The organism is Clostridium pascui (assembly GCF_016908015.1).
In the GTDB taxonomy this organism is placed as follows: domain Bacteria; phylum Bacillota; class Clostridia; order Clostridiales; family Clostridiaceae; genus Clostridium_AK; species Clostridium_AK pascui.
On the sequence record NZ_JAFBDB010000009.1, the window covers coordinates 22,253 to 41,841 of the forward strand.

Annotated in this window: 16 protein-coding genes and 2 riboswitches; of the genes, 9 read left to right on the plus strand and 7 right to left on the minus strand. The window is 32.8% G+C overall.

What is annotated here, in order from left to right; translation table 11 throughout:
• The first annotated feature begins 24 nt into the window (after positions 1–24).
• Positions 25–1,437 carry an alanine/glycine:cation symporter family protein gene (locus JOC70_RS17130; RefSeq protein ID WP_204600099.1) on the plus strand — a complete coding sequence of 471 codons (1,413 nt, stop codon included), beginning with the start codon at positions 25–27 and terminating at the stop codon, positions 1,435–1,437.
• 62 nt (positions 1,438–1,499) lie between these two features.
• On the opposite strand, the gene JOC70_RS17135 is transcribed toward JOC70_RS17130, so the two are convergent.
• The 3 genes from JOC70_RS17135 to JOC70_RS17145 form a co-directional block, all read right to left on the minus strand.
• On the minus strand, positions 1,500–2,045 hold the full coding sequence (locus tag JOC70_RS17135; protein WP_204600100.1) for a permease: 546 nt from the start codon (positions 2,043–2,045) through the stop codon (positions 1,500–1,502).
• Positions 2,042–2,521, minus strand: coding sequence for a permease (locus JOC70_RS17140; RefSeq protein ID WP_204600101.1), 480 nt, complete (start codon positions 2,519–2,521; stop codon positions 2,042–2,044). The genes JOC70_RS17135 and JOC70_RS17140 overlap by 4 nt, the downstream gene beginning before the upstream one ends.
• A gap of 97 nt (positions 2,522–2,618) precedes the next feature.
• Positions 2,619–3,923 (minus strand): alkaline phosphatase family protein, encoded by a 1,305-nt coding sequence (locus tag JOC70_RS17145; protein WP_204600102.1) that lies wholly within the window; start codon positions 3,921–3,923, stop codon positions 2,619–2,621.
• Positions 3,924–4,072: 149 nt separating this feature from the next.
• On the opposite strand from JOC70_RS17145, the gene JOC70_RS17150 reads away from it, so the two are divergent.
• Positions 4,073–7,675 (plus strand): S8 family serine peptidase, encoded by a 3,603-nt coding sequence (locus tag JOC70_RS17150; protein WP_204600166.1) that lies wholly within the window; start codon positions 4,073–4,075, stop codon positions 7,673–7,675.
• A gap of 26 nt (positions 7,676–7,701) precedes the next feature.
• Here JOC70_RS17150 and JOC70_RS17155 read toward each other — a convergent pair whose 3' ends face one another.
• From JOC70_RS17155 to JOC70_RS17165, 3 genes are all read right to left on the minus strand, one after another.
• Entirely contained in the window at positions 7,702–8,382 is a 681-nt protein-coding gene (locus tag JOC70_RS17155) for a PHP domain-containing protein (RefSeq protein WP_204600103.1), read from the minus strand.
• Between the two features lie 130 nt (positions 8,383–8,512).
• Positions 8,513–9,736: an arginine deiminase gene (arcA, locus tag JOC70_RS17160; RefSeq protein WP_204600104.1), complete on the minus strand. Its 1,224-nt coding sequence runs from the start codon at positions 9,734–9,736 to the stop codon at positions 8,513–8,515.
• 95 nt (positions 9,737–9,831) lie between these two features.
• Positions 9,832–11,031 (minus strand): M20 family metallopeptidase, encoded by a 1,200-nt coding sequence (locus tag JOC70_RS17165; RefSeq protein WP_204600105.1) that lies wholly within the window; start codon positions 11,029–11,031, stop codon positions 9,832–9,834.
• 152 nt (positions 11,032–11,183) lie between these two features.
• A riboswitch (SAM riboswitch) is annotated at positions 11,184–11,294 on the minus strand.
• A gap of 334 nt (positions 11,295–11,628) precedes the next feature.
• Positions 11,629–11,739, plus strand: a riboswitch (SAM riboswitch).
• A 107-nt stretch (positions 11,740–11,846) separates the two neighbouring features.
• Between JOC70_RS17165 and JOC70_RS17170 the strand changes: the two genes are divergently transcribed.
• The 5 genes from JOC70_RS17170 (at position 11,847) to JOC70_RS17190 (ending at position 16,203) form a co-directional block, all read left to right on the plus strand.
• Positions 11,847–12,926: a methionine ABC transporter ATP-binding protein gene (locus tag JOC70_RS17170; RefSeq protein WP_204600106.1), complete on the plus strand. Its 1,080-nt coding sequence runs from the start codon at positions 11,847–11,849 to the stop codon at positions 12,924–12,926.
• Positions 12,874–13,554, plus strand: coding sequence for a methionine ABC transporter permease (locus tag JOC70_RS17175; RefSeq protein WP_204600107.1), 681 nt, complete (start codon positions 12,874–12,876; stop codon positions 13,552–13,554). Before JOC70_RS17170 ends, JOC70_RS17175 begins: the two co-directional genes overlap by 53 nt.
• Positions 13,555–13,595: 41 nt before the next feature.
• Positions 13,596–14,429: a MetQ/NlpA family ABC transporter substrate-binding protein gene (locus JOC70_RS17180; RefSeq protein WP_204600108.1), complete on the plus strand. Its 834-nt coding sequence runs from the start codon at positions 13,596–13,598 to the stop codon at positions 14,427–14,429.
• A gap of 78 nt (positions 14,430–14,507) precedes the next feature.
• Complete coding sequence (locus JOC70_RS17185; protein WP_204600109.1) at positions 14,508–15,182, plus strand: uracil-DNA glycosylase; 675 nt, start codon at positions 14,508–14,510, stop codon at positions 15,180–15,182.
• Between the two features lie 118 nt (positions 15,183–15,300).
• Positions 15,301–16,203, plus strand: a complete 903-nt coding sequence (locus JOC70_RS17190) for a DnaD domain-containing protein (protein ID WP_204600110.1) — start codon at positions 15,301–15,303, stop codon at positions 16,201–16,203.
• Positions 16,204–16,285: 82 nt separating this feature from the next.
• Here the strand turns inward: JOC70_RS17190 and JOC70_RS17195 are convergent, their stop codons facing one another.
• On the minus strand, positions 16,286–17,146 hold the full coding sequence (locus tag JOC70_RS17195; protein WP_204600111.1) for a damage-control phosphatase ARMT1 family protein: 861 nt from the start codon (positions 17,144–17,146) through the stop codon (positions 16,286–16,288).
• Positions 17,147–17,572: 426 nt separating this feature from the next.
• On the opposite strand from JOC70_RS17195, the gene JOC70_RS17200 reads away from it, so the two are divergent.
• Positions 17,573–19,312, plus strand: coding sequence for an ABC-F family ATP-binding cassette domain-containing protein (locus tag JOC70_RS17200; RefSeq protein ID WP_204600112.1), 1,740 nt, complete (start codon positions 17,573–17,575; stop codon positions 19,310–19,312).
• A gap of 48 nt (positions 19,313–19,360) precedes the next feature.
• Positions 19,361–19,459 (plus strand): IS3 family transposase, encoded by a 99-nt coding sequence (locus JOC70_RS19645; RefSeq protein WP_204600167.1) that lies wholly within the window; start codon positions 19,361–19,363, stop codon positions 19,457–19,459.
• Positions 19,460–19,589: the final 130 nt, after the last annotated feature.

Here is a 19,589-nt window from a genome sequence, read left to right on the forward strand (position 1 = left end):
ATTAAATAAATAGGAGGGAACAATATGGCAGAGTTTTTTACGAATACCATTGGCCAAGCAAATAATATACTATGGTCTTATGTATTAATTGCAGTTTTGGTAGGTGTGGGTTTATATTTTGGATTTTTAACAAAATTTGTTCAAATAAGATACTTTAAAACCATGTTTAAGCTTTTAGGAGAAGGTGCAGGAAAAGCCATAACAGAAAAAAATAAAACTCATGTCTCATCATTCCAAGCATTTTGCATAAGCACAGCTTCAAGAGTTGGAACAGGGAACATGGCGGGAGTAGCAATTGCTATTGCAGCTGGAGGTCCTGGGGCAGTATTTTGGATGTGGGCTATAGCAATCGTAGGAGGAGCATCTAGCTTTGTAGAGAGTACATTAGCACAAGTTTATAAGGTTAAGGATGGAAATGGTGGATATAGAGGTGGTCCTGCATATTATATGGAACAAGGACTAAATAAAAGATGGCTTGGTATAATTTTTTCTATTCTTATAACAGTAAGTTTTGGGTTAGTTTTTAATTCAGTGCAAGCTAATACTATATCCGGAGCCTTTGAGGAAGCTTTTGGTATAAACAAACTTGTAGTAGGGATAGTATTAATAGCTTTAACATCTATTATTATATTTGGAGGAGTAAAAAGAATAGCTCAAGTAGCAGAGGCTATAGTACCTGTAATGGCAGTAGCTTATGTATTGATTGCATTATTTGTAGTTATAAGAAATATAACACTAGTTCCACACATGTTTAATCTTGTAATTAAAAATGCTTTTGGATTACAGCCATTCATTGGAGGTACCATAGGTACAACTATTATGATGGGAATAAAGAGAGGATTGTTTTCAAATGAAGCAGGTATGGGAAGTGCTCCTAATGCAGCTGCAACAGCAGAGGTTACTCATCCTGTAAAGCAGGGATTTATACAAACACTTGGAGTATACACAGATACTATTTTGATATGCAGCTGTACGGCATTTATAATACTTCTTTCAGGAGTTTATACTGAAGCTAATTTGACAGGAATACAGCTTACTCAAAAGGCTTTAAGCTCACAGGTAGGAAATTGGGGCAATACATTTATAGCAATAAGCATATTCTTATTTGCCTACAGTTCAATAATTGGTAATTATTATTATGGGGAAACAAACATTGAATTTATTAAAGCAAATAAGGGATGGCTTTTTGCATATAGAGCAGCTGTACTTGGCATGGTTATATTTGGAACAATAGCTAAAGTGCAAATAGTTTGGGATATGGCTGATTTATTTATGGCATTTATGGCTCTTATAAACTTAGTTACTATTGCAATGCTTGGAAAGGTAGCTTTCAATGCGCTAAAGGATTACGAAGTTCAATTTAAACAGGGAAAGGATCCTCATTTCAATAAAAATAACATACCTAATTTAGAAAATGTTGAGTGTTGGGATGAATAAAATACATAAAAATTTATGAATTTATAAGGCATGTACGGTATTAAATACTACTACATGCCTCTTTATTTATTAGTATTTTCAGCATTTAAATAAAGATTTTCAAGTTCGTCATGGGATAAAAGTGATTCTATTATAAGGCCCATGAGGATTATGCCAGGAAGATTTATAAGGAGCCTTGCAAAGGTGAATCTATAACCTAAAGCTGTAAGTTCAAATAAAAATGTTGATATCTTTGTGACGCACCAAGCATTCATAAATATTAGCACATTACTAAATCGGACACCTTTTTTTAATAATACAGTTGTAAAAGGAAAGGCTGCATACATAGGGCCAGCGGCAAGGGACCCTATAAGTATAGAGAGTAATATTCCCCCAAAACCTGAATTCTTTCCCATATACTTCATCATTGTTTCTCGAGAAATCCAAGAATCCATTAATCCAAGCATTATCATTATTGGAGGTAATACCGAAATCATTTGTTTAAAACTTGATAGCGCTATAACAAAAGACTTCAACCCGATAGTCTTATCAAATAATGCTAACAGAATAGTAATAAGAATAGAAAATAAAAAAAACTTATATCTTTTTAGTATTTTAGTAAACTTCATTTAAAAAACCACCCTATGATAAATGCTACAATAAAAGAAAATAAAAAAGCCACAAAGTTTCTTAAAAAAGCAGCTTTCTTACCAATGTATTTAGATTCCAGGGGAAAAGTAATTACCCCTACCAGTGTTAATGTAGATACAAGTGCTCCAACTTGTGCATAGCCGGCACCACTTTTAAGGAGCATGTCAGCAGTAGGAAACGCAACAAAGGTTGGCATCATTGTTATGGATCCAATTATTGAAGATAAAAACACTCCTAAAATCCCAGAATTATTACCAATAAGATTTGATATGGTTTCTGGTTTAAGTAGTGCAAGCATTATTCCAACTATAAATATTATCCCCAAAAATTGAGGCATTATATTTTCAAAGGATTTCATAGATCTAATAAGTGCCTTTTTAGTTTTATTTTTATCTTTAAAATAAGATAGCATAAGTAAAATTCCAGCACTTATATAAAGTATTACAGATGACATTTAGACCTCCAATATTATAAGCACTAATATACTATTAGTCTATTATGAAAATCTAAATAGGTGATAGGAGTAATCAAACTTTATAGCATACATTGCCTTAAATAAATAAATCATCAACTAACTTTCCGTCGGTATTCTCCATGGAAATACCAAGCATTTTAGCAAGGGTAGGACCCTCATCAACAATATTAGCTTCTTTAATTATTCCTCCTTTTTTTATATTTTTACCCATAGCTGAAAATATTGTACTGTAATTAGGTTTTAAAGGAGAGTAACCATGAGTAGCTTTTGTATAGTGTTTTTTGATGCCTATAAGTGATTCATCTACTTTCTCAAAAATACTTCCAGTATATTTTTCTAAAAAGTAATATCCCTTCTTGGCTTCAAGCATAAATGAACATTTATCATTAGCACCTAAGCCTATTGCTTGGTCTTTATTAAGTAAAGATTCTATTCCACTATCTTCTCTTTTTATAAAATCTATAAGTATATCTTCAACCTTTTTAACTAAATGACTATCATTAGGTTTTTTTAAATAAACATAGCCACTTCCATCACAGCTGCTAAAGTAAGCCTGCCAATCCTTTAATTCTCCATTTGAATCTAGGGTAATTAGATCTTTTTCTTTAAAGAGTACATTTATATTTATTATGGTATGTTCATCTAATGCACTATGATCACCTAGTATAGCAAATGTAGTGTCTTCATATATACCAATATCTTTAGTAGTCTTTAATATTTCACCTAATCTAAAGTCATGACGGTGAATAGCATCTACAGCTTCTTTAGAGTTATATCCGTATAAATGCCTATTTGTATCTACATCTGTAAAGTGGACCAAAAGTAAGTTAGGCATTTTACTTTTAATAGTATATATAGCAGATTGCAGTATAAAGTCGTCCAAGAAGGGCTGAGATATTCCTTTTCTTATCTTACCAAACTTACTATTTAATTTAAGTATATAGCAGAGAGACCCACCTAAAAGGGAAACTAAAGCTTGATTCTCATACCATTTATTTGGCCATATTTCAGGGAGATTATAATCTATATTAGCACCAGCAGTTACAGGCCAAAGAAGCGCTGCAGTTTTCAATCCCTTTTCTTTAGCTATATCATATAATGTAGGACACTTTATATATTTCCTATGCCAATACCAATCAGGACTCTGTTTTCCAGGTTGAAATAATGTGTTATTTACTATACCGTGATTTTTAGGCAGCATACCTGTAATAATAGATGTATGCGCAGGATAAGTTAAGGTTGGATATATAGAATTTACTTTTTCTATATGGGAGCCATTGTCTAAAATAAATTTAAAGTTTGGAAGAGTCTTCATATATCCATAATCTTCTGAAGACATAGCATCAAAAGATAACACTATTAAGTACTTAGAAGTTGTCATTTTTCCACCCCTTCAGGTTAATTATATTATATATATTATGCATGAATAAAACTAATTGATAAGAAATATTAAATATTTACTTATATTGTAACATGTACAGTTCATTAGTCATAAAATAAGTTGATAAATAATTTTTTGGGGGAATATTTATAGAAACCAATGGATTATTAAATCTTTTAATAAATGTACCACAAAGTGTATTAGCAAAATTAGCGGATTTATCAAAAAATGAGCAATTTTTAACTGGAAAGGTAGAATTAACAGTAATATATAATGTTCGGCCTGATGAAATATCCAGCCAAGTTACAGCTATAGGGGGAACATTTGAAGATTTAGGTTACAATTTTGGGATCGTAATCTTGAATGTGGAAGACATTGAAAAAGTATCTCAAATAAGAGGGATTCAATATTTGGAGCTCCCAAGAATTGTATTTACATCCGATTTAAATAGTAATAGAGCTTCTTGTGTTCCTCCGCTTTGGGGAAGTGGACTAACAGGTAGGGGTACACTTGTAGGATTCATAGATTCAGGCATAGATTATACAAGCCCTGCTTTTATAAATGCAGATAATACCACACGAATTGATTATATATATGACTTATCTCAAGGGGGAATGGTATATAATAGAGCGGATATAAATAGAGCTCTTCAATCTGAAAATCCATTTGCTATAGTTCAGCAAAGAGATACTCTTGGACATGGTACTCATGTTGCAGGTATAGCATGCGCTGGAGGAAGAATTCTTAGAGAAAATTATGGAGTAGCTTATGAAAGCTCTATAGCAATGGTTAAGATAACCGCAGGAGGTCAAGTAAACTATACTAAGGATACTTTAATTATGAGAGGAATAAAGTTTCTTTTAGAAAAAGCGGTAGAACTCAACAAACCATTAGTAATAAATTTAAGTTTTAGTACTAATGATGGATCACATACAGGAAGTACTTTATTTGAGCAATATATTGATACTGTTTGCAGGTTAAATCCAATTAGTTTTGTAGTTGCCGCTGGAAACGAAGGAGATAAGGCACATCATGCAGGCGGTGAATTAAGACAAAATCAAACAATACCTTTGAACATAGCACCAGATGAGAGAGGAATAATATTTCAAATATATAAGCCTGTACTAAATGACATTACTATACAAATAGTAAATCCCAGTGGAATTCGTTCAGAGCAAATTAGAATAACTGAGGGATACAAAGAAGGAACAATAGGACAGGACAGATATTATATTTATTATACAGGCCCTAAACCATATAACATGAATGGAGAAATTATAATAAGTTTAATACCTACAGGAGATTTTTTATCCTCAGGAGTTTGGAATCTGAATATTACATCTCAGGGAGAATATCAAGGAAGATATAATATATGGCTTCCTATAACAGAAGGGTTAAATCCGAATACTAAGTTTTTAGAGCCTGAAGTATATTTTACTATAGGTATACCAGCTACAGTAGAAAGTGTATTTTCTGTAGGAAGTTATAATGGAATTACAAATACTATTTCAAGTTTTTCAGGAAGAGGGGAACTTCAAGGGAATATAATAAAACCAGATTTAGTGGCTCCGGGAGAAGATATTCAATCTGTAATACCTAGTGGTAGGTTAGATACTAAAAGTGGGACCTCTATGGCAGCTCCTCATGTAAGCGGAATATGTTCACTTTTTATGCAGTGGGGTATAGTAGATGGGAATGACCCCTTTTTATATGGAGAAAGACTTAAATATTATCTTGCACGAGGTGCAAAGAAGGATAGGCCTCAAGTTATTTATCCTAATCCCACTTGGGGATATGGTCAGGTGTGTGCACAAACATCCTTTGATTTATTAAGACTTTTTAGGGGTGATTTATTGAATATGAATGATAACTATTGTAAATTAACTCGTGAGCAGCAAGAAGTTCAGCCAGTACCGGAGACTCAAGTAGCTCCTGAAGTTCAAGAAATTAGTCAAGAGCCAATAATTTTAAGCTATCTTGTAGAATATGATGGAGATATAGTTGAAAGACTTAGACAATTACCTTATGCAAGTGCAGCAATTTTAGATGAAAATTATGCCATAGTGTCTGTAGAACGAGGCAGAGAAACAGAAGTTTTAAGAATACAAGAAGTGGTTTACGTAGATAGGTCATCGTTATATACATTGATGCAAACACAACCTCAAGAATCTGCAAATATATATCAATTTCACATAAATCCATATCTTAATTTGTTAGGCACAGAAGTATACGTAGGAATAATAGACACGGGAATAGATTATTTAAATAGAGAGTTCATGTACGAAGATGATACAACAAAGATACTAAGTATTTGGGATCAAAGTGATAATAGTGGAACCCCTCCACAGGGACTTAATTATGGAACTGAATATAGTAGAACACAAATAAATGAAGCAATAACTATTTCAAGAAATAATGGAGACCCTTATGGGGTCGTAAGCCAAAGAGATACTATAGGTCATGGAACGCAAATGGCAGGGATCATAGGAGCAAGAGGATATAATAGAGAAATTATTGGAGCTGCACCTGACGCACAATTCATAGTTGTAAAGCTTAGACAGGCCAGCGCTGATGCCATAGACGAAGGAATAGGAGGGGTTTCAACTCCAGTACCTGTGTATGAGGGAACAGATATTATAACAGCTATAAGATATGTGTCCAACGTAGGTAAATCGTTAAATAAACCTACAGTAATTTTTATACCTCTTGGGACTAATTGTGGGCCCCATGATGGGAATACAATTATAGAAAGATATATAGATGAAGTTTCAAAAGTAAGAGGAATAGCAGTGGTAACAGGGGTTGGAAATGAGGGAGATGAAAACGGGCATACTTATGGAACGTTAGAAAGACAGGGTGATAGAAAGGTTATTGAATTAAATATGGCCCCAGAACAAAGGAATTTGGTCTTTCAAATATGGGTGAAAAAACCAGATATATTTTCATTAGGTATAGTATCTCCTTCAGGAGAAGTTATAGATAGAATTCCTGCTAAGCTTCAAGAAGTAGAACAAATAAATCTTGTATTTGAAAGAAGTACAGTGTTTGTAGAATATTTACTTCCAGAAGAATTAACAGGAGATGAGTTGATAATAATAAGAATTGAAAATGCTAGACCTGGAATATGGCAGTTTATATTATATGGAGATCTTGTTTTAAGTGGAGAATATAATGCATGGCTGCCCCAAAAGCCATTAGTTAAAGAAGGAACAAGATTTTTAAACCCTACACCTTTTATTACAGTTCAGACACCAGCTACTGCAAGGCAAGTACTTGTGGCAGGGTTTTATAATCAAAATACTAATGCAAGAGTTGTAGAATCCGGTAGAGGATACACTAGGGATGGAAGAATAGTTCCTAATATAGCAGCTGGTGGTATAAATGCTAAGACTACAGCAGTAGGAGGAGGAGTTACCACTATTAGTGGAAGCAGTGTAGCAGCAGCAGTTTACGCTGGAGCATGTGCACTATTATATCAATGGGGACTAGTAGATGGTAATGATCCAAGTCTTTTTGTTGGAAAGATGAGAACCTATTTTATAAGAGGGGCAAGAAGAAGAGAAGGCGATATCTATCCAAATCCTGAATGGGGTTATGGGCAGCTGGATTTAGAGAAGGTTTTTGAAACAATTCGTGCTGGAGGAAGAGGTCTAGAGCAAGAGGTATTAGGAAATAGAGATGTATGCATAAAGGAAGATTGTATTGAGTGTAGTATAGGTGAAATATTTTTAAGAATACCAAAAGATATATAAAGTCGCCATTTAGGCGACTTTATAGTTTAAAGAAGCATCTTTAAAAAATTATCTATTTCCCGGGAATTTAGGTATATGTCTCCTATCAATCCATGTTTCAAATCAGTTTGCTTATTTGTATGAAAGTCAGAACCAGCAGTATAAAATAATCCACTTTCAGTAGCTATTTTTATGAAGAATTCCATATCGCTAGGTGTATGTCTAAAATGCTTGGCTTCTATACCATCAAAGGGCATATTAATAATTTCCGTAAGATAGTTTTTATTTATAAGAATTGGATGAGCTAAAACTACTGTTGCCCCAAATAACTTTAACACCTTAATTCCATCATTAACAGATAATCTATGGCTATTTTTATTATAATCGCTTTGTAAATTTATTAATTGCTTTGCATGATTTGCTTTATGATCTTTTACAAGGTTTAAAAATTCCTCGAAAATTTTATCCTTATATCTATCATCTTTAAAGTAACCTAAAATATGAACACTCTTATTTTTATAACGTGAAGATAATTCAACCCCTGGAATTACCGTAATTCCAAGTTTATTACCTGCTTGAATAGCTTCTTCAACACCTAATATAGTATTGTGATCTGTTATTGATATTATATCAATATGTTCATTACTTGCAAGACTTACTATTTCACTTGGAGTGAGGTCACCATCAGATGCTGTAGAATGTATGTGGAAATCACCCTTATAAAACATATTAAAATCCTTTAATTAATTATTATATATTTATAGTATTAAAAAAGATTAATAAAGGACACTAGAAATCATAGATATTATAACAAAAATATAACTTTAAATAGATTATAAATATAAGTTTAATATTTATCTATAGCTTTTCTCTAATTATAGGCATACTCATACACCTAGGACCGCCACGTCCTCGTGATAACTCATAGGATTGGAATTCTAACACTTCTACGCCATTTTTTCTAAGTGCCTCATTTGTAATATAATTACGATCATAACAAATCACTTTTCCAGGAGAAATGGCCAAAGTGTTACTTCCATCACTCCATTGTTCTCGACTAGCAGCAATTGGGTCCCCATTTCCACATCTAATCAGGTTTACCGAAGGTAGATTCAAATGTTTTTTTAGGATATCACATAAGTCATCACATTCATAAGTAATGCTTATCTCATTATTTTTGCTCCTAGTTATTCTATATACATCTAAAGGCTCCTCAATTCCTGGGTATATGCTAAACTTATCATAGTCGACCATTGTGAATACAGTATCTAAGTGCATATATGCCCTTGCCTTTGGGATATCTAAGGCTAAAACTACTTCAAAGGGTTCATCTGAAGCTAAGAGTTTATGCGATAATCTTTCAATAGCCATTGGATCCGTTCTATCGCTAATACCTACAGCTAATATTTTGTCAGAGAGAACTAAAATATCTCCACCTTCTATAGGATGTGTCTTATCACGATTATACCAACGGCTCACATCTTTGAATCTAGGGTGATAATTAAAAATATATTTAGCAAATAAAGTTTCTCTATTTCTGGTGGTATTTGCCATAACATTTAAAGAAATTCCCCCTCCAATGGAGGCAAATGGATCCCTTTGAAAATAAAGATTTGGAATGGGATCCAAATAAAATGGATAAGGGTTTTTAACCATATCTCCTAGTGATTTAGGCTTAATATGCCTAAGTTCCTCTTTACGAACTCCAGATATACATTTTCTTATAAGTTCATGGGGGGAACATGAATTAAATAATTCCATAATGGCTTCTTGTAAGCCCCATGTAACTACACCGCCTTCCTCCATAAACTCTGTCAAAAATTCTTGCCTGATTTGTGGATGCTGTAAAATTTCTGCCATCAAATCTGTCAAGTATAGGACCTCGACACCTTCTTTTTTTAAAATATTAGCAAATTCAGTATGCTCTTTACGAGCTTGCTTTAAATAAGCAATTTCATCAAATAAAAGCCTTCTTAAATAATCTGGTACTATATTTTCAATTTCTTCCCCAGGGCAGTGAAGTAGTACACATTTTAGCTTTCCTATTTCGTTGTAAACAGAAATACTTGGGTTAGAATACATAGGCGCCATCCTTTCTATCATCTATTCTAACCATTAGTTTATCAATTCCATAAAATATTATGCTAATTTATATTTACATAGAAATGGGTTAAAGCTTAATTGGATTTAATTCTATTAAATTCAGATGTTATTTCCTGTAGTTTTTCTTTGTTTGTAATCAAAGCAAGTCCAGTAATTGCTAGAGCTTTTGCACCGATAATTAATGCCTCGTCGGCTTCCTTAGAAGCTGATGCCTCACAAAATTCAGGAGTATGCCCTACTAAGGTATTAGGACCAATTTTTATATAGGGATGTATAGTAGGAACAACCTGACTTATATTTCCGGCATCTGTTGATCCTAATCCCTCTTTCACCTTGTTGCTTATTTCTAAACCAAGCAAGTTAGCACTTTCAATAAATAGTTCATCAAAGCTTTTATTGATAAGAAAGTTATCAACTTTATTTTGAAAGGCTATTATATTTAACTTCGAACCAGTGGCAAGAGCTGCACCTTGCGCAATGTTTTTTATCTTAGAGGTAACTTCATCACATGTTTTTCTGTTTGCTGCGCGAATAAAAAATCTTGCTTTTGCATAATCAGGAACTATATTAGGTGCATCACCACCATGAGTAATAATTCCATGTATGCGCACATCCGTAGGCACATGTTGTCTTAAGGCATTTATACCGTTAAAAAGCTGAATAACTGAATCTAGGGCATTAATACCCTTTTCAGGTGCACCTGAAGCATGGGCTGATTTGCCTATATATTCGAAATCAAGTGGATCCACAGCTAGAGAATTCCCAGTTACTCCTGTTGTATTTGATGGATGAATTATCATACAAGCATCTATACCTTGGAGTAAATTATAATTAACAAAACTTGCTTTAGCACTTCCATTTGGACCACCTTCTTCTGCTGGAGTACCTAGAACTACAACTTCTCCTCCTGTTTCATCTAAAAGATATGAAAGAGAAATAGCAGCCGCAATACTGATTGTTCCAATCATATTATGCCCGCAGGCGTGTCCTAGTCCTGGCAAGGCATCATATTCAGCTAAAAATCCTATAGTAGGACCTTCAAGTTTTGTTGATTTTTTTCTTGCTATAAAGGAAGTATCATGACCAGCTACAGCTCTTTCTATAGAAAAACCTGCATCAGCCAAGGTGTCTGCAAGAAGTTTAGATGCAAAGAACTCTTGATTGCCTATCTCCGGATTAGCATGAATTTTATGACTTATTTTTATGTATTTATTTCTTTCATTGTCCAATTTATCAATAATTATTTTTTCATAGCTATTTATTATTTTACTCATTATAATAGATCCCCCTTTTTATAAGTAAATAGAGATACTAATCTTTATTTGCTTCGCTAATAAAATTAGATAAAATAAAAATCTTCTTCCTAGATGGAAGAAGATTTTAAAACATAAACTCTTATAAGAGCAATATTTAAACTTAACACCTTCCCTCATCTACCAGAATAAACTTCTGTTGGATTTAGCACCATACAGGCTAATGATACCTGCTGGTTGCTGAGACGTCACAGGGCCAATCCCTCAGTCTCTCTTGATAAGGATACTTATTAACTTTTAACTTTATCATGACAAAGATTAATTGAATAAAATTATATATGCATGCGTAAAAATTGTCAACAAATTTATAATATTTGGTGCATTGACGGTAACGTATGATTATTACATGATTAAATAAAATATTTAGAAAAAATGCGTTTCGGTTGTTTGACTTAATAATTTATTTTTAAGTATTTTTTCATAAGATATTAAAGTATATTTATTATATGAATAGCAAAAAAAGTTTATTTCTCTATAAAAATTTTTATTGACATTTAAAAAATATGAGAATATAATAAGTTTCAAGCAGAAAACGCTAACTTAAAAATCGAATATAAATCCTTATCTAGAGAAGCAGAGGGACTGGCCCGATGAAGCTTCAGCAACCAGCAATGCTTATTTGCAAAGCAAGGTGCTAAATCCTGCAGACATTAGTCTGAAAGATGAGGGAAGGTAATAGTTTAAAAGCGGTCCTTCCATGGGGCTTTTTTTATTGGAATTATCCTCTTTCTCATCTGGGAAAGGGGATTTTTTATTTTATTTGGGGAGGTAAATGAATGATTTATTTAAAGGATGTTAAAAAAGTCTATGAAACTAAAGAACATAAGATAGAGGCTGTAAAAGGAGTAAACTTACATGTAGAAGCTGGCAAGATAATGGGTATTATTGGATATAGTGGTGCGGGAAAAAGTACTCTCATAAGATGTATCAATTTGCTTGAGGCTCCTACTTCTGGGGAGGTAATTGTAAATGGTAAAAACTTAACTAAATTGTCGCCAAAAGAGCTTAGAAAAACTAGAGAAAAGATAGGCATGATTTTTCAGCACTTTAACCTTATGAGGAGTAGAAATGTATTCGAAAATGTAGCGTATCCTCTCAAAGGAAAAGGTCTTACTAAAGAACAAATTAAGGAAAAGGTAGAAAGCCTTTTGGAATTAGTTGGATTAAGCGATAAAATTAAAGTTTATCCTGGAGAGCTAAGTGGGGGACAAAAGCAAAGAGTTGCAATTGCTAGAGCACTAGCAAATGATCCACAGGTACTTTTATGTGATGAGGCTACTTCAGCATTAGATCCTCAAACAACTAGAGCAATCTTAAAGCTTTTAAAACAAATAAATGAAAAATTAGGCCTTACAATAGTTATCATTACTCATCAAATGGAAGTCGTTAAAGAAATATGTCATAGGGTAGCGATAATGGAGGATGGAAGAGTGGTTGAGGAAGGAAATATTCTTCAAGTATTTGTAAGTCCAAAGGCGAAGATGACTAAGGGCTTTGTATCCACAGTATTTCATTATGATAAGATTTATGAAGTTTTAGATAAAGAATCATTTATAGGAGAACTTACCGAAGAGGAGTTAATTGGAAAGATATCTTTTGTAGGTCAAAAAACGGGCCAGGCCTTTATTTCCAAGGTGTCTAGAAGATTTAAAGTTGATGCAAGTATCTTATTTGGTAACATCGAACTAATTCAAGAGGTTCCTGTAGGAAATCTAATCGTTAAATTTAGTGGCTCTAAAGAAGGAATAGTTGAATCATTAAATTATTTAAAACAAAATGATATTTATGTGGAGGTGATTAAAAATGCTAGAATTTCTGAACAACTTTATGCCGAATGTAATAGAGCTCTTTCCTGATATGATAAAGGCATTAGGAGAAACCATACTTATGGTAGTTATAGCAGGAAGCATTTCAACTGCTATAGGAATAATAATAGGAATAATTATTGTAGTAACAAGGCCAGGAAATATACTTGAGAATAACGCAATTTATAGTGTTGTGGGGAAAGTAATAAATATATTTCGTTCAATTCCGTTTGTAATACTTTTAGCAGCAGTTGTACCTTTTACAAGACTTATAGTTGGAACAACAATTGGATTAAAGGGCGCCATAGTTCCATTAGTACTTGGTGCTGTTCCATTTGTGGCAAGGCAAATTGAGTCTGCTCTTTTAGACATTGATAAGGGAGTAATAGAGGCAGCACAGGCCATGGGTTCAAGTCCTTTTGAGATAATCTATAGGATTTTATTAAAGGAAGGGCTCCCAGGTATCGTTTATGCTCTAACAATTACAACAGTTAGCTTAATAGGATTTTCGGCTGTTGCAGGAACCGTAGGAGGGGGTGGACTTGGAGACTTTGCTATAAGATATGGATATCAGTACTTTAAAACTGACATCATGGTAGCTACTATAATAATTCTTCTAATCCTAGTTAATGGAATACAAAGCTTTGGTGATTTTTTACTAAAGAAATTAAGTCATTAATAAAATAAAAATATTTAAGATAATTTAGGGGGGCTTTAATAATGAAAATAAAAAGATTAGCAGCGTTAGTATTAGGGGTAGTAATAACTGCTACAGCATTTGTTGGATGTGGACAGTCAAAAGGAGCATCTGCTGATGCAAGTAAGAAACAGGTTATAAAACTAGGGGTTACAGGGGATGACCATAAAGTTTGGGATAATGTAAAAGAGAGATTAGCAAAAGAGAATATTGAGTTAAAGATTGTAAGTTTTAGTGATTATGTAAGACCAAACATGGCATTAAATGATGGAGAAATAGATGCCAATGCCTTTCAAACTATGGCATACTTTGAACAATTTAAAAAAGACCGCAACCTAGATCTTGTATCTATCGCAAATACTGTTTTAGCACCAATGGCTATATATTCAAGTAATTTAAAAGACTTAAAGGAGCTAAAAAATGGAGATAAAATTGCTATTCCTAATGATGCAACCAATGGCGGAAGGGCACTTTTACTTCTTCAGGAAGCAGGTTTAATTAAATTGAAGGAAGGCTCAGGTATTACCCCAACTGTCAAAGACATAGTGGAAAACCCTAAGAATTTTGAAGTAATACCACTTGTAGCAACACAAATTCCAAGATCTATAAAAGACGTAGCAGTTGCAGCCATTAATAACGGTGTTGCAGTGGAAGCAGGATATTCTCCACTAGAAGATTCCATATATATTGAGGATACTAAAAAGGATAGTGTTAAGAACTATTTTAATATTATAGCTGCAAGAACTAAGGATAAAGACAATGCAGCGCTTAAAAGATTAGTAGAAATTTACCAAACTGATGAAACCAAAAAGCTTATAAAAGAAACAACTAAAGGTTCATCTATTCCTGTATTTTAAGATTTTATCAGCATGGCCATGTCTTATAAAGGGGATATGGCTATTTATTTTTATGATATAATACTATAGGGTGATAACATGCAAATATTAAAAAATGATTGGCAGGATTTATTAGAAGATGAATTTAAAAAGGATTATTATTTAAATCTTAGAGAGTTTTTGATAAATGAATATAAAACAAAAACTATATATCCTAATATGTATGATATATTCAATGCCCTGCACTACACTGAGTATAAGGATGTAAAGGTGGTTATATTAGGTCAGGATCCATATCACGGCCCTAATCAGGCACATGGATTAAGTTTCTCCGTAAAGCCAGGCGTACCAGCTCCGCCTTCTCTTATGAATATCTATAAGGAGCTTAATAATGACATGGGCTACTATATTCCTAATAATGGTTACTTAAAGAAATGGGCGGATCAAGGAGTTATGCTTCTTAATACTGTGTTAACAGTTAGAGCAGGTGAGGCAAATTCACATAAAGGAATAGGATGGGAACACTTTACTGATAAAGTAATTAGCCTATTAAATGATAGGGAAGAACCTATTGTCTTTATATTATGGGGGAAAAATGCTCAATCCAAAGTTGATATAATAAATAACCCAAAGCATTACATAATAAAGTCTGTTCATCCAAGTCCACTATCTGTTCATAGAGGATTTTTCGGAAGTAAGCCTTTTTCTAAGACTAATAAATTTCTTAGCTCCATAGGTAAAAAAACTATAGATTGGCAGATTGAAAATATTTAAAAAGCATCCTATGATGCTTTTTATCATTTTTGCCTAAAAACTTTGACTTTTTTAAAGCAATTTTTATATTATTGCATATTAAATATATAGGTAGAGATTTTTTGGAGGTGGATTACTTATGGCATTATATAGACAATTACAATTATCCTTTTGGGGAGATGCTTTTGTTATAGATTTGACACCAGAGGAGAAGTTTTTCTATGTCTACTTACTTCAATGTACTAATACTAAACAATGTGGAATTTTTGAACTTCCTAAAAGAACAATCGAATATGAGACAGGCTATAATAGGGAAACTGTGGGTAAGCTTTTAGAGAGGTTTATTACTTATGGGAAAATAGAATATTGTGAGGAAACAAAAGAGATTATGATTTTAAACTGGATAAAGTACAACTTTATAAACAGCCCAAATACAATAAAGTGCATAAATAAGGAAATAAAAGAAATTAAACATAAGGAGTTTGTAGATAAGCTTTATGATTTATGTAAGAAGCTAGGATACCCTATACATTTAATTTTTGATGGGGTAGGGGACTTTCTGGAAAAAACAAGGGTCTTAGAAGGGGCTTATAAGGACCTAGGGGAAGAAGAAATTAAAGAAGAAATTAAAGAAGAAATTAAAAAAGAAATTGAAGAAGTAGAAGAAGCAGAAGAAATAATAGGGAACTCTGCTGCTGATGTTCATGAGAATGTAGTTAATGAGACAGAAAATGCAGGTATCAGTGAAGTTTTAGAGATATTTAATGACAATATTCACCTAATAACTCCTATAGAGTTTGAAAGTCTTCAGGATTGGAGTAAGGATATGAGCTGTGATTCTATAATTTTGGCCATTAAAGAGGCGGCGTATCATAATGCTCGAAGCATGAAATACATAGATTCGGTTTTAAATAATTGGTATATCCTTAATCTTACAACGGGCCCAAAAATTCTAGCTTATCAAAGGGAATGGAAGGATAAAAATAAAGATAAGTGCAATAAAACTAAATTTCAAGGTGCTAATGCTGAAGCTTATGTATAACGTAGACTAAGGGTGATTGGGGTGTACTAAAAGTGCCACCCACATAGCAAGATTAAAAAACAATAGAATATCTTTTACTTTACTAGTAATTTGTAAGCACATAGTCCATTTGTTTGCAGCCGATGGCAGAGGCAACTGAACTGCATTTTGCTCGCAATAGATAAAATATAGTTTTATCTTTAATATCACTTAATGTTTCAAAGTTAGCTTGTCCTTTACTTATAATAAGATCTGCCTTGTTAAATTCACTCTTAAATGTACTTGAGCAATCTTTTAATATAGTTCCTTGTGCAGCATGTCCATTGTCGATAACTTTTACTAGATTTACAATACCTGTGCTTATTGCATCCTGCATCGTTGCATCATTAACTATTGGGCCTCCCTTTACCACATAAGTAACCTTGTTTAATGGAAGATTCTCTAATAGAAATTTATCAAATATTATTTCGCCAGCATTGTCAGCAATATACATAATATTATTTGATTTCTCTACTGCTTCTCGCAGAGCTGCTGTTCCAGTACCAAAAATATCATGCTTGATACTGTCCTCAACGGACTTAACAACATCTGAGTGCTCTAGCTTTAAGCCAACTGAAAAATCTATAATATTTCCTGCAATAGCTAGCCTACAGGACATATCGAAGGGATCTTTTGCATTATCTAACCACTTTTCCCTAGTAATTCTTTCATAAATCTCTTTAGCAATTTCATTATACTGTTCTTTCAATCTTGCATATGGATCAATAATCTTAGTAATATTCTTAGCATGTTGATGCATCCTAAAAGCTATTTCAGGCGCTGTTTCATTGAAGTTTATTTCTGCTAATTCTTTCAAAGATTTTTTGATTATTTCTTCCTGTATTGTTACATTGCTTGTAGATTCTTCAGCTATTTCTACTGCTTGTCTAGCAAGACAGTAGATGCATTCATGTGATATTTTCATAGCATTTTCTCCTTAAGAGCAATATGATTTTACTCCACTAATTAGAGTATTTATATTATACCATCTTAATTTACAATTAAGAAACTACATTTATTTATGGTAATGTTTCCTGTACCGTTATATTGGAGGTTTTTACTAATGTCATCTGTTTAAACTAACACGTCAAATTTCCATTGCATATATACCTTTTAGGATATCTATGACCTTAATCATACACTCCTATATGTGTGGTGGTTGATGCTCAATTTCTAAAGACTTCTATGTTTAATGATTGAAATTTGTGAAGAAAGGTGTTATGTTATCTACTGAAATCAAAAACAATATCATTGCTGCATAATATTGAATTTGAAAATTAAGATTGGCAATATTATATAATAAAGAGCTTATTTGATAGGTTCTTTTTAAGTGATAAAGAGAGGTAATAATATGATAAAGGTTGATAACTTGTCTTACTCGTTCCCACAAAAAAATCTATATAATAATATTTCATTTTCATTAGAAGATGGTCAACATTGCGCTTTTATAGGGAGAAATGGAAATGGAAAAAGTACATTAATAGATATAATTATGAATCCAGAAAGATATATGTTTGATGGTAAGTTAGAGATGGACCCTAATTGTAGAATTGGGTATGTAAGTCAGTTCTCGCAAATAGAGGAGAGAAAAGATACTACAGTTTACGAATATGTAGCAGAAGAATTTATTAAATTACAAAATCAAATAACATCCATTTGCACTGAAATGGAAACATCTATGGATATTGATACTTTATTAGAAAAATACCAGCAAGCTTTAGACGCATTTAATGCAATTGGTGGGGATGATTTCGAAAGCATCATAAACAAGAAACTAAATCTTGCAAATCTAACCAGGCATAAAGATCTAATGATATCTGAGCTTAGTGGCGGAGAATTCAAACTTATACAAGTTATTAAGGAGATGTTCAGTAATCCAGACTTAATGATTATGGATGAACCAGATGTATTCTTAGACTTTGAAAACCTTAATTCTCTTAAAGACCTAATTAATTCACATAAAGGAACACTATTAGTTATTACGCACAACAGGTATTTATTGAATCATTGTTTTAACAAAATTCTGCACCTTGAAAACATGGAACTCCAAGAATTTGATGGAAGATTTATTGATTATAACTTTTCATTGCTTCAAACTAAAATTGAATTGCAAGAACTGGCTATGGCCGATAGTGAAGAAATTGAAAGAAATGCTAAATTAATCGATAAACTAAGGGAGATTGCAACTGATGATTCTGAAGCTGCTAGAGGAAAGTCTTTAAAGGCTAGAGTGAAAATTCAAGAAAGATTAGAAGCAAGACGTATTAAAGAGCCTTTTTTGGATATTAAGCAGCCAAATATAAGTTTTGATATTGATAATAAAACCGAAAATATCATCGCTTTAAAGGTTAATGATTACAGTGTTTCCTATGATGAGATGCTTTTACAAAATGTTAATATCGAGATTAAATCTACTGATAAAGTAGCTATTATCGGTTCAAATGGTACTGGAAAAACCACTTTATTAAGATCCATTTTTAAGAATAATAGTGATTCAATTGAAATAAGTCCTGAAATTAAAATGGCTTATTTATCTCAACATCAAGGTGAAACACTAAATGAGTCTAATACAATATTTGAAGAGTTCTTCGATGCAGGTTTTAAAACCTATGCAGAGATTAAATCATATATTTCGAACTATGGCTTTGAGGGAGAAATACTTGATCATAAAATAGGATCCCTATCCGGCGGAGAAAAAAATGTGCTTCAATTAGCTAAAGTTTCTGCTAGTAAAGCAAACATGTTGCTTCTGGATGAACCCACAAGTCATTTAGATACATATTCACAAATAGCGCTTGAAAAAGCCATTGAAAACTATAAAGGCGCGATTTTAATGATCTCTCATGATTACTATCTTATATCCAATTGCATGGATTATGTTCTAATCGTTGAAGATAAAACCCTTAGAAAAATGAGTATGAAGAAATTTAGAAGGAAGATTTATGCCAATCATTTTGATAGGGACTATTTAGAAGTTGAACAAAAGAAAAAATCAATTGAAACGAAAATAGAATTGGCTTTAAAAGACACTAATTTTGAGCTTGCAAAAGCTTTATCTGAAGAGTTAGAAGAGCTGATTAAGTTGCTTTAATAAGAAGCTCCTAGAAACAATAAAAGTTGTACATAAAAAAGCTATGGAATCTATGGTGCACCTCAGATAACTAAGAATCTACTTGAAGATCAGAAAGCTAGCAAGGGACGCGTAGCGCGGCTTATGAAAGCAGATGGCATACGCTAATTTTCAATTAACATATCACAAAACAAAGGGGTTATGCTGAAAGATGAACTCAAAATCATCTTACAACATAGCCCCTTTTATTTTTTTAACTTTACCAGATGAGAATCCTCAATGTAAGTGATATTTTCTA

Excerpts from the sequence above, each read along its gene's own strand:
- JOC70_RS17130 (WP_204600099.1), top strand. The coding sequence starts at position 25 with ATGGCAGAGTTTTTTACGAATACCATTGGCCAAGCAAATAATATACTA.
- JOC70_RS17135 (WP_204600100.1), bottom strand. The coding sequence starts at position 2,045 with ATGAAGTTTACTAAAATACTAAAAAGATATAAGTTTTTTTTATTTTCT.
- JOC70_RS17140 (WP_204600101.1), bottom strand. The coding sequence starts at position 2,521 with ATGTCATCTGTAATACTTTATATAAGTGCTGGAATTTTACTTATGCTA.
- JOC70_RS17145 (WP_204600102.1), bottom strand. The coding sequence starts at position 3,923 with ATGACAACTTCTAAGTACTTAATAGTGTTATCTTTTGATGCTATGTCT.
- JOC70_RS17155 (WP_204600103.1), bottom strand. The coding sequence starts at position 8,382 with ATGTTTTATAAGGGTGATTTCCACATACATTCTACAGCATCTGATGGT.
- arcA (WP_204600104.1), bottom strand. The coding sequence starts at position 9,736 with ATGTATTCTAACCCAAGTATTTCTGTTTACAACGAAATAGGAAAGCTA.
- JOC70_RS17165 (WP_204600105.1), bottom strand. The coding sequence starts at position 11,031 with ATGAGTAAAATAATAAATAGCTATGAAAAAATAATTATTGATAAATTG.
- JOC70_RS17170 (WP_204600106.1), top strand. The coding sequence starts at position 11,847 with ATGATTTATTTAAAGGATGTTAAAAAAGTCTATGAAACTAAAGAACAT.
- JOC70_RS17175 (WP_204600107.1), top strand. The coding sequence starts at position 12,874 with ATGCTAGAATTTCTGAACAACTTTATGCCGAATGTAATAGAGCTCTTT.
- JOC70_RS17180 (WP_204600108.1), top strand. The coding sequence starts at position 13,596 with ATGAAAATAAAAAGATTAGCAGCGTTAGTATTAGGGGTAGTAATAACT.
- JOC70_RS17185 (WP_204600109.1), top strand. The coding sequence starts at position 14,508 with ATGCAAATATTAAAAAATGATTGGCAGGATTTATTAGAAGATGAATTT.
- JOC70_RS17190 (WP_204600110.1), top strand. The coding sequence starts at position 15,301 with ATGGCATTATATAGACAATTACAATTATCCTTTTGGGGAGATGCTTTT.
- JOC70_RS17195 (WP_204600111.1), bottom strand. The coding sequence starts at position 17,146 with ATGAAAATATCACATGAATGCATCTACTGTCTTGCTAGACAAGCAGTA.
- JOC70_RS17200 (WP_204600112.1), top strand. The coding sequence starts at position 17,573 with ATGATAAAGGTTGATAACTTGTCTTACTCGTTCCCACAAAAAAATCTA.